The sequence below is a fragment of the Bradyrhizobium sp. genome (assembly GCF_016462955.1).
Lineage (GTDB): Bacteria > Pseudomonadota > Alphaproteobacteria > Rhizobiales > Xanthobacteraceae > Bradyrhizobium.
On sequence record NZ_JAEMSD010000239.1, the window covers coordinates 1 to 10,140 of the forward strand.

Consider the following 10,140-nt stretch of genomic DNA (forward strand, 5'->3'; position numbering starts at 1 on the left):
GATCCGCTTGGCGACGTCGAGGATCACGGCATCGGCAACGTCGAAGCCGAAGGCGTCGTTGACGCGGGCGAGATGATCGATGCCGACCAGCATGAACGCCGCGGTCGAGCGGAAACGGGCCGTCTCCTCGATCGCCTCGGCGAGCGCTGCGATCAGATGCGAGCGGTTCAGCTCACCCGTCAGCGGGTCGAGCCGGGCCAGCTTCGCCAGCTCTTCGTCGCGGGCGTGGCGTTCATTGTTGATGCGCACGGAGCCGATCGCGCGCACGGGGCGGCCGTCGGGACCAGCGAACCAGCGGCCGGTCTCCTCGATCCAGACCACGGGATCGGAGGCACTCATGCGGACGCCGTACTCGACCCGGTATGGCGTGCCGTCGGCGCCGTGCACGGGGGAAGTCTGCGCCAGCGCCGCGGTCCGCAGCGACTGCGCGGGCTCGATCAGCTTGGCGAATTCGGCGCCGGTCGCGAGCCGCTCGGCGGGAATCCCGGGAAAGATGCTGGCGGCCTGCTCCCCCCAGACCATGACGTCGCTGGCGATGTCCCAGGCGAACACGGCCTGGCCGAGCGCGGCCAGGATGTCGGAGGCTTGCGGCAATGCAGGGGTCAAAATCGCCTCGTTTCGGGACAGTGGAGAAGTCCTGAGCCGGCACAGGATAGAGCCAGATTCGCCCCCGACCCTAGGCAAAGTTGATAAACAATTTGGAAACCACGTTTGCCGGCGCGGGGAACCAAACCGGTCCGGCCGGCATAGGCCTTGCGAGTACAGGACTCGCACCGGCTCCCGCGTCCCGAAACGCGACAATCTCGCCGGATCAACGGTGAATGCGATGTTGGGTACCGATCGAGCGGATGGGGCGGACAACGGCACGGGCACGGCCCTTGTGCCGCTGCTGCCCACGTTGCGCTGGGTTCACAAGGCGCCGCTGCCGCGCCCCGATCCGAGCTTCGTCACCCAGCTCATCGCCAATGCCGAATATCCGTCCCAGGCCAGCCGGCTCCGCCGCGCCTCTTCCGAAGATGCGCGGACGGCCTATGGCGACAAGCGGCCGCTGGGAAGCGTCGCATTGCGAACGCGGCTGGTGGCTTGAGGCCGATCAGCGCGGCGGCGCATCAGTCGGGGGTGGCGTCCCGTTGCCCGGCTGAAGATGGGGTGAGGGTACTTCCGGCGACGGCGCGGTAGCCTGCGCCGTCTTCGGCGCCGGATGGTCCATCAGCACGGATTCGGCGACGGACTGCGCCGAGGAGGCGGGTGCCGCCGGTGCTGGCTGCGGCGCAACCACCGGCTCGAACTTGCGCTCGGACTCCACATCCTCCGCCGGCGCTTCGGCCTTGCGCTTGGCCCTGCGCGGCGCCGGCACCGTGGTCTCGGCGACATAAGTGACGCGGCGGCGCGTACGCTGGGCAATGCCGGCGAAGAAGTCCGCCATCGCCAGCAGCACCAGCAGGAAAAAGGTGGAGTTGCCGAATTTGGGCCACATCACGAATTCGGCGGCGGCGGCGCCGAAGACGATCAGCGAGAGCAGATGATCCATCAGGAATTTCGAGCCGGGCCGCGCGCCCTTGACCACTTCGAGCAGCAGCAGCACCACGCCGAGCGCCAGCAGGAGATCGGCGAGCGTGACCGGCCAGACCTCGCCGGACATCATCGGGACCTTGAACAGCACGTCCGTGAAGGACACGGTCGGCATCAGGAAGGCGATGATGTTGTAGACCGCGAGCGGAATCAGAAGCAGCGGGAAACCGACCATCGACGAGATGCCTTCTCGATCAAGATATCCGGACAGAACAATGCAGCGGCGAAGCATTCGCTCCGCCGCCGTCACCGTCTATCTCATGGGTTGGCCGAAATCAGGCAGGCACGATCATCCCGCCTGGAGAAGGGTCCTGGGTTCAGGACTCTTTCTTCTTCAGGACCTGGCGGCCCTTGTACATGCCGGTCTTGAGGTCGAGATGGTGCGGACGACGGAGCTCGCCGGAGTCCTTGTCTTCCACATAGGTCGGCTTCTTGATGGCGTCAGCCGAGCGGCGCATGCCACGGCGCGACGGCGAGGTTTTTCTTCTCGGAACGGCCATTTCAACATCCTCTAGGGATTGGTGTCATCAGGGCATCGTCCGCGAAGGGACGGCTCAGCACCCGCAAATAACGGGGCGAGCTGAATGCCGATCAAGGCCGCGCTTATAGAGGAAGGCCGTCCGTAAAGCTAGGCTCTTGGACCGGAAAATGAGCCCGGAATGGGCCCAAAATCAGCGATTTTCCCGCCAGCAGGTCGCAAGCGAGCTCGCCTGCCCTCTTGCCATATAGGTAGCCGCCAGCCGCCGGACACCCGGTCCCGGCGTCCGGGCACTGCGCTTCACCGGGTTCGGCAGGATCGAGGCCAGAAGTGCCGCCTCCCGGGGCGATAGGTTTTCAGCCGATTTGCCGAAGGCGTAGGTGCTGGCCGCCTCGACGCCGAATTGCCCCTGCGGGCCCAGCTCGGCGATGTTGAGGTAGATTTCGAGAATCCGCTGCTTGGGCAGGACGAGGTCGATCCAAAGTGCCAGCGGGAATTCGAGCGCCTTGCGGACGTAATCGCGGCCCTGCCACAGGAACAGGTTCTTGGCGACCTGCTGGGTGATTGTGGACGCGCCGCGGAAGGCGCCGCCGTCCTCCCTGGCGTCGTCGATCGCCTCGCGTAATGCGCCCCAATCGATGCCGTGATGCTTGCAGAAATGGGCATCCTCGGCCGCCACCACCGCGCGCGGCAGAGAAGGCGACATATCAGCCAGATCGATCCACTGCCGCTGCATCGGCGCGCCCTGCAAGCTGCGCCAGGCCATCAGCGTCGAAACAGGGTGGCCGGTGCGGTAGAACGGCGCGATCACATAGGGCGCAAGGACCACGACCGCGAGCACGACCAGCAGGATTTTGACGAAGCGCAAATCGACCTTTCCGGCGTAAACTGAACCACGGCTACGGGCTGGAGCATTAAGTCTGTGATTATTCGGGCCTTTTCCAGCACTTTTTAGGCCTTCCAAACGATTGACTGGGGCGGGCGCATAAAGGATTGTCCCGCCGAATTTTAGTTCTGGAGCCCCTCTTGATGACCGGCACGTCCCCGTCCGATTTCGCCAAACGTCTGGACATGACCGCTGATGACACCGAGGCCCTGCTCGGGCGCCTGCTGTCCGATGACATCCTGCATGACGAAATCGCCCGGCCCAAGCGACTGATGGACGCAATGCGCTATTCGAGCCTGAACGGCGGCAAGCGCCTGCGCCCCTTCCTGGTGGTCGAAAGCGCCGCCGTGTTCAGCGTGCCGCGCGAGGCGGCCCTGCTCGTCGGCGCCGCACTCGAATGCATCCACTGCTATTCTTTGATCCATGACGACCTGCCGGCCATGGACAATTCGGACCTGCGGCGCGGCCGCCCCACCCTGCACAAGAAGACCGATGACGCCACGGCGATCCTCGCCGGCGACGGGCTCCTGACGCTCGCCTTCGACATCATCACGCGCGACGAGGTCCACCGCGACGCCAATGTCCGGCTGCTCTTGACGCGCGCGCTGGCGCGCTGCGCCGGCATCGGCGGCATGGTCGGCGGCCAGATCCTCGACCTCGCCGGCGAAGGCCGTTTCGGCGGCAACGAGCCGATCGACGTCGCCCGTATCCAGCAGATGAAGACCGGCGCGCTGTTGCGCTACGGCTGCATCGCCGGCGCGATCCTAGGCCAGGCCTCGAAGGCGGAATATCAGGCGCTCGACGATTACGGCCGCGCACTCGGCGAGGCCTTCCAGATCGCCGACGACCTGCTCGACGTCGAAGGCGACGCGGCCGCGCTCGGCAAGCCGGCCGGCGCCGATGCCGCCCTCGGCAAGACCACCTTCGTCACCCAGCTCGGCATCGAAGGCGCCAAGCAGCGCGTACGCGACCTGCTCGCGCGCGCCGACAGCGCCGTGTCGATTTTCGGCGACCGCGCCGCCGTGCTGCAAGCAGCGGCGCGCTTCGTCGCCGAACGGAAGAACTGACGCAAGACAATGGCCGGCGGCAAAGAGGATCCCGTCCTCGTTCGCTTCCGCCGGATGTCGCGGCCGATGCGGCTGATCTATGCGAGGCCGCGGACCTTCATCGCACTCACCGTCGGCGTCCTAGTCTGCCTGCTGTTGCCGGGGACCTTCCGGGTGGTGACACGGCTCCTGCTCGGCTGGGACGCGCTGATCGCTGTCTATCTCGTGCTGGTCTACGCGATGATGCTGTGCAACGACCATCAGCATATCCGCCGTGCCGCAGCGATGCAGGATGACGGCCGCTTCGTGATCCTGCTCGTGACCGCGATCGGGGCCTTTGCCAGCATCGCAGCGATCGTCTCCGAGCTCGGCACGCCGCATCGCGGCGTCCTCGAGCTGACGATCGCAATCGTCACCATCGTGCTGTCATGGGCCGCCGTGCACACGATCTTCGCGCTGCATTACGCGCATGATTACTACCGCAACACAAAGCCGGGCGGCCTGCAATTCCCGAGCGGCGGCGACCAGGAAGACCATGCCGATTATTGGGACTTCGTCTATTTCTCGTTCGTGATCGGAATGACCGCGCAGGTCTCCGACGTCGGCATCACCGACAAGACCATCCGCCGCACGGCGACGGCGCATGGGATCGCCTCGTTCATCTACAACACGGCGTTGCTGGCGCTGACGGTGAACATCGCGGCGAGCGCGATCTCGAACTGATCGGGTCGTCCCGGCAGGCGCCGGGACGACGTTTGAAGGTGCTCAGTAGCAGACCTCGGCATGGGCGTCGTTGCCGGGGCCGCCGCCACCGCGATATTCGAGACGGCAACCGCGATGGACCGGACGACAACCGGTGCTGTTGCAGATGATCTGCCCGCCACCCGAGGCACGGCTGCCGCCAGCGGCAGCAGCGATGCCGGCAGCAGCACCGTAGCCGCCCGCGGCGACACCTGCCGCACCGCCGGACTGACGACGCTGCGGGCCGGGACGCTCATCGCCATCGTCACGCTTGGCCGTCGCGGGCTTGGGCTTGGCCGGCTTGGCTGCACGCTGCTTTTCGCATTCATTGTCGTCGTTGACCGCATAGCCCTCGCGGCAGACGATCTTGGTGCATTTGTCGCCGTCAGCCTTGAAGCCGTGCTCGCAGACCAGCGGGCAGACGCGCGCCGGCTTCGACTTGACGGCATCGAGCGCATCGGGGCTCGCGACCTTCACGTCGAGCTTGGTGCCGGCATAACGATTGAACTGCGACAGCGATCGTTGCGCGGACGTATTCCAATTGCCGTCGGCCTGCCCGGAGAAGCACCCGACGCGGCCGAGCTCGGCCTGCACCGAGCGGTTGAGATCGGCCGGCGTCGCCGCAGGCGTCAGCGAGGCGACGTTGGTGCCGGCAGCGTTCGCGGTGCTGGGCGTAGCACTCGGTGCCGAAGCGGCAAGGTTGACGCGCTGCTGCTCGGCGGCGGCCGCCTGCTGCTGCGCCTGCTCCTTGGCCTTCTGCGCGGCAAGCTGCGCCTGCTCGGCAGCCTTCGCATCGGCCGCGGCTCTGGCCTGCGCATCCTTCTGCGCGCCGAGCGCAGCAAGACGATCGCGCTCCGCCTCGGCCTGCTTGGCCTTCGCGATCGCCGCCGCATGTGCCTGCTCGGCGCCGATCCTCTCGAGCTGGAGCTTGGCAAGGCTCGCATAGAAGCCGTCGGAATGCTGGGCGAGGAAGGCTTCCCACGCCGCCCTGTTGCCGACCTGGAGCGCGAGCTCGTAGTCGCGGCGGATATCCGCCTGGCGATTCGCCGCGGGCGCCACCGGCGTGGTCGCCGCCACCTTGACCGGCACCAGCGGCACGTCCTCGCCGCCGAGCGAACCGTAGACGAACGGCTCCTGCTTGTTGCCGGTCGATTTGAGCACCTCATCGCGCACGAAGCCGAAGGCGCGGCGGACGTCGAGGCCCGGCGTCGTCAGATGCTTCGACAGCGCAACCGTAAACGGGCTGTTGACGCCGTCGCCGTCCTGCGCCGTGAAGCCGGCCTTGGCCGAATAGGCAATCAGCGTGTTGGGGCTGTTCGGCTCGACCTGGGCAAGGCCCCGGCCGAAGCTGCGCGTGGCAACCGTGCGCTTCATCTTTTTGCCGAACGGATTGTCGCGGCAGGCGTCCAGGATCACCAGACGAAGCTGCTTTGCGGGCTCGACCGCGACCAGGATGCGATCGAGCGAAAGCGCCTCGTCATACACGTCGGTGTCGCGCTCGAGCTTGGCGTCGACGGGGATCAGATAGTTCGAGCCTTCGACCTCGATGCCGTGACCGGCATAGTAGACCACGGCGATATCGGCATCGCGGGTTGCATCCGCGAAGTCGCGCAGGACGCGCCGTGTGTCCAGCGCCGACAAATCGTGCCGGGACTCGACGATGTCGAAGCCGGCCTCCTTCAACATCTTCGCCATCACAGACCCGTCATTGACGGGGTTGGTCAGCGACGGCGCATGCTGATAGGCCGAGTTGGCCACCACCAGCGCAACGCGCTTGCCGGCAACAGCGGGCGCGGCGCCCAACAGCAGGCCGAGAGCAATGAAGAGCGGACAAAGTCTGAGCAAACTGCGCATGACACCACTTCCGATAGTTCCGGGCCGTTCGGCCCTTTGGGGACCGCTTTAGCAGCATTCACCGCCGGCGCTTGTGATGGAGGTCACGAAGGGGACGCCGACGACAGGCCAAAGGCCCCCTCTTGGTTTGTCGCGCCAGCCCTGTCGTGGTTCGCCAGTCAATGGCGCGCGAGCCTGGTTCCGTCAGACAACCCCGATGTGCTCCCGATATTGCGGCAGATTGTCCGTAATGTCGTACCAAGGCGCTTTCGAACCCACGAAAATATGGGCACTCGGCCGGATCGAGGGGGCATCGACCAGGGTTCCCATGGCGACGTGGACCCATTCTCCTTCTCGGACCCGGGAATAGAGTAGCGAGCCGCAGTGGGCACAATGCGCGTTGTGGGTGGTCTCGTCTCCAAAGATCATCCGGAGGTCGCCACCTCTGACAATGCGGAGCTTGTCGTGCGGGATGCCGGCGAACGGCTTGAAGGCGGCGCCGGTGGTGCGACGGCAGTTCGAGCAATGACAATTCATCGCATAGGAGAACTCGTCGGCCACCTCGAAGCGGACGGCGCGGCAATAGCATTCACCGATCAGGATGCGAGCGTTCGAATTCTTTGAACCAATCATTCCAAAGACCTTGCGCAATTGACCCGAGACATCCATAGCGCATTTCGATCTCTCCGACTAAGTTCGCCGAAGCCATCATGCAAAGGAATGACCCATGAGCCAGAACCGGTCGAGCGTCGAAGCCGTCGTGCAATCCTATTTCGACGGACTGTACGAGGGCGACGCCGAAAAGCTCGGTGCCATCTTCCATCCCTCCGCCGATCTGCGCTGGGTCGAAAAGGGCGAGCTGCAGGTCCTAACGGTGCCCGACTGGCTCGACCGCGTGCGCAAGCGCGCCTCCGCCAAGGCAGAAGGCAAGCCGCGCGAGGACTTCATCGTCACCATCGACCGTTCCGACGACAAGACCGCCTTCATCAAGGTGCGCTGCCAGCTGCCGCCGCGCTATTTCACCGACTATCTGGTCGCGATGAAGCTCGCCGATGGCTGGCAGATCGTGTCGAAATCGTACCGGTACGACCTGCGGGAATGAGTCCTTTCCGCTCTTCCGCTGCCCGAATCTGGCGCACTCGTTCTCCATTCGTCATTGCGAGCGAGGCGACTTTGCTTGCGCAGATTGGACGCACGATCGCCGGCCAGCTGACGTGAGCAGAGCCGCATTGACCTTGCGCGCGCTTCCGGGTCAAGACAGACCATCATGGAAGCCAAATTTCAGACTTTTCTCATCCTGCTTGCCGTGCTCGCGGTCACCGCACTGGCGGCGCGCCGGTTCAACATTGCGCCCGCCATTCTCCTGATGCTCTCCGGCGTCGGCCTCGCTTTCGTGCCGGGCATGCCGGCGGTCGAGCTGCCGCCGGAACTGGTGCTCCTGATGGTGCTGCCGCCGCTGATCTACTCGGCCAGCGTCGCCATGAGCTGGCGCGAGTTCAGGAACAATCTGCGCCCCATCGTGCTGCTCGCGGTCGGCGCGGTGATCTTCACCGCAGCGATGGTGGCGGCGGCCACGCACTATTTGATCGGCCTGCCCTGGACCATCGGCTTCCTGTTGGGCGCCATCGTCGCGCCGCCCGACGTGGTGGCGCCGCTCGCGATCGCGCGACGGCTCAATTTGCCCCGCCGCATCCTGGTCATACTCGAGGGCGAAGGACTCGCCAACGATGCCACGGCGCTGATCCTTTACCGCTTCGCGCTCGCCGCGATCATGGTCGGGCACTTCTCATTGCCGCTGGCGGCGGGCGAATTCCTCCTCATCGTCGCCGGCGAGATCGCTTTCGGCATCGGCATCGGCTGGCTCTCCTTGCGTTTTCGCAAATGGTCGGGGGATCCGCAGGTCGAGCTGACGCTGTCGCTGATCACGCCCTATGTCTCGTACTGGCTGCCCGAGCATGTCGGCGGCTCCGGCGTGATCGCAACGGTGGCCTGCGGACTCTATGTCAGCTGGAATGGCCCGTTGCTGATCTCCTCGGCGACGCGCCTGCAAGGCATCTTTTTCTGGGACCTCGTGATCTACCTGATCGAGGGCATGCTGTTCCTGCTCACCGGCTTCCAGTTGCGCGCGCTCTACGAGAAATCGAAAACCTTCCCGCTCGACGACATTCTCATCGCAACCGCGGTGGTGCTGGTGATCGTCGTCGTCGCGCGCTTCGCCTGGCTCTATCCTGCGACCTATCTGCCGCGAATGCTCTCGAAGTCCCTCCGCGAGCGCGACCCGTCGCCGCCATGGCAATGGCCGTTCGTGCTCGCCTTCACCGGCGTGCGCGGCGCGGTGTCGCTGGCCGCCGCGCTGGCGCTGCCGTTCACGCTGCCGAATGGCGAGGCGTTTCCGTATCGCGATCTGATCCTGTTCGTCGCCTTCGGCGTCATCTTCGTCACGCTGATCGGCGTCGGCCTGACGTTGCCGCCGGTGGTGCGCTGGCTCGGCGTCGCCGAAGCCGGCCGCAGCGAGCATGCGGCCCAGCACCAGGCCGAGATCGCCGCCCGTCGCCGTGCGCTCGATGCCGCGCTCAGATCGCTGGATGCACTGACCATCGAGAAGGAAGTGTCGGACGAGGTGATGCAGCTGCTCCGTGCCCGCCACGATATCCGCGTCAGCCAGTTGCCCGGTGCGCTCGACCCCAATCATCACGACGTCTCATCTGACGGCACCGCGCTGACCCGCGAGTTGATCACCGCCGAACGCAAATTCATCCATGATCTCCTGCGCGACGGCCAGATCACCGACGAAACACGCCGTCGCATCGAACGCGATCTGGATCTGGAAGAGGCCAGTCTGGCGAACCGGGAGTATCGAGAGGCGCCGCTGTAGGTCTCGTCGGCAGCGAAGGAGACTACCGCCTCTCGCAAAACTCCCTCATCGCGGCCACGACGGCGCCCGCGACCGCTTCGTGCCGCTCCGGCGCGTTCAGCTCCATTTCCTCGTCGCGATTGATGATCGAGCCGGCCTCGAGCAGTACGGCGGCGCTCCGCGTCCGCGACAGCACGACGAGCCCGTCATAGCGGTAGACGCCGACATCCTTGTCGAGCAGCTGGCGCCGGTGGCGGCCCATCACCGGCAGGGTGTACTGGCTGGCATAATGCAGGCCCTGCTCCTTCAACTGTCTGCCGATGATCCGGGCCAGCCTCAGGCTGGTCCCGAAGTGCGGGTTCTGCCGCGACACGAATAGCGAGTGACCCGAAAAGCGGTCGCTGAAATAGCTCTTTGCGCCGTCGAATTCCCAGGTCTCGAGCAGCTTGTCCGGCACCGAATCGTGATGAACCGACAGGAACAGATCGGCTCGGGCGTCATTCGCGGCACTGACGCGCTTGAACAGGCTAGCCTTCGCCTTGCCGTCCGTGACCAGCAGGCGGGCTGCGGCAAAGCCTTCAGACCTGAGCTTCGTTGTGATCAACCTAGCGAGGCGGAAGTTGAAGCCGAACTCCGGATCATTGCGCGCGCTGAGCGCGCCGTAGGAATCCGGCGTGTGCCCGACATCCACGACGATCCGGAATTTGGGCATCTCGCATCTGGCCGGTGG

Annotated in this window: 12 protein-coding genes; 5 read left to right on the forward strand and 7 right to left on the reverse strand. The window is 65.2% G+C overall.

All coding sequences use genetic code 11. The annotated features are described in order from the left end of the window. Positions 1 to 606: GGDEF domain-containing protein (locus JHD07_RS22510; RefSeq protein WP_291625914.1), on the reverse strand; the 606-nt coding region annotated here is incomplete at its 3' end. A 220-nt stretch (positions 607 to 826) separates the two neighbouring features. On the opposite strand from JHD07_RS22510, the gene JHD07_RS22515 reads away from it, so the two are divergent. Then, positions 827 to 1,087 carry a hypothetical protein gene (locus JHD07_RS22515; RefSeq protein WP_291625916.1) on the forward strand — a complete coding sequence of 87 codons (261 nt, stop codon included), beginning with the start codon at positions 827 to 829 and terminating at the stop codon, positions 1,085 to 1,087. A 6-nt stretch (positions 1,088 to 1,093) separates the two neighbouring features. Here JHD07_RS22515 and JHD07_RS22520 read toward each other — a convergent pair whose 3' ends face one another. From JHD07_RS22520 to mtgA, 3 genes are all read right to left on the reverse strand, one after another. After that, the gene (locus JHD07_RS22520) at positions 1,094 to 1,747 is read right to left on the reverse strand and encodes a hypothetical protein (RefSeq protein WP_291625918.1); all 654 of its coding nucleotides are present in this window, start codon (positions 1,745 to 1,747) and stop codon (positions 1,094 to 1,096) included. 142 nt (positions 1,748 to 1,889) lie between these two features. Then, entirely contained in the window at positions 1,890 to 2,072 is a 183-nt protein-coding gene (gene rpmF, locus JHD07_RS22525) for a 50S ribosomal protein L32 (RefSeq protein WP_007598106.1), read from the reverse strand. Between the two features lie 171 nt (positions 2,073 to 2,243). Further along, a complete protein-coding gene (gene mtgA, locus JHD07_RS22530; protein ID WP_291625993.1) occupies positions 2,244 to 2,918 on the reverse strand; it encodes a monofunctional biosynthetic peptidoglycan transglycosylase in 675 nt (224 codons plus the stop codon). Between the two features lie 161 nt (positions 2,919 to 3,079). Between mtgA and JHD07_RS22535 the strand changes: the two genes are divergently transcribed. Then, positions 3,080 to 4,003: a polyprenyl synthetase family protein gene (locus JHD07_RS22535; RefSeq protein WP_291625995.1), complete on the forward strand. Its 924-nt coding sequence runs from the start codon at positions 3,080 to 3,082 to the stop codon at positions 4,001 to 4,003. A gap of 9 nt (positions 4,004 to 4,012) precedes the next feature. Next, the gene (locus tag JHD07_RS22540) at positions 4,013 to 4,705 is read left to right on the forward strand and encodes a DUF1345 domain-containing protein (protein WP_291625997.1); all 693 of its coding nucleotides are present in this window, start codon (positions 4,013 to 4,015) and stop codon (positions 4,703 to 4,705) included. Between the two features lie 42 nt (positions 4,706 to 4,747). Here JHD07_RS22540 and JHD07_RS22545 read toward each other — a convergent pair whose 3' ends face one another. After that, a complete protein-coding gene (locus tag JHD07_RS22545; RefSeq protein ID WP_291625999.1) occupies positions 4,748 to 6,577 on the reverse strand; it encodes a caspase family protein in 1,830 nt (609 codons plus the stop codon). A 183-nt stretch (positions 6,578 to 6,760) separates the two neighbouring features. Then, positions 6,761 to 7,189, reverse strand: coding sequence for a GFA family protein (locus JHD07_RS22550; RefSeq protein ID WP_291626001.1), 429 nt, complete (start codon positions 7,187 to 7,189; stop codon positions 6,761 to 6,763). 94 nt (positions 7,190 to 7,283) lie between these two features. Here JHD07_RS22550 and JHD07_RS22555 point away from each other — a divergent pair, with 94 nt between their 5' ends. Together JHD07_RS22555 and JHD07_RS22560 are read left to right on the forward strand one after the other, a co-directional pair. Then, a complete protein-coding gene (locus JHD07_RS22555) occupies positions 7,284 to 7,658 on the forward strand; it encodes a nuclear transport factor 2 family protein (RefSeq protein WP_291626003.1) in 375 nt (124 codons plus the stop codon). Between the two features lie 165 nt (positions 7,659 to 7,823). Further along, entirely contained in the window at positions 7,824 to 9,431 is a 1,608-nt protein-coding gene (locus JHD07_RS22560; RefSeq protein ID WP_291626005.1) for a Na+/H+ antiporter, read from the forward strand. Positions 9,432 to 9,453: 22 nt separating this feature from the next. Here the strand turns inward: JHD07_RS22560 and JHD07_RS22565 are convergent. Continuing rightward, positions 9,454 to 10,140, reverse strand: a 687-nt coding sequence (locus JHD07_RS22565; RefSeq protein ID WP_291626007.1) for an N-acetylmuramoyl-L-alanine amidase, incomplete at its 5' end; no start/stop codon positions are given.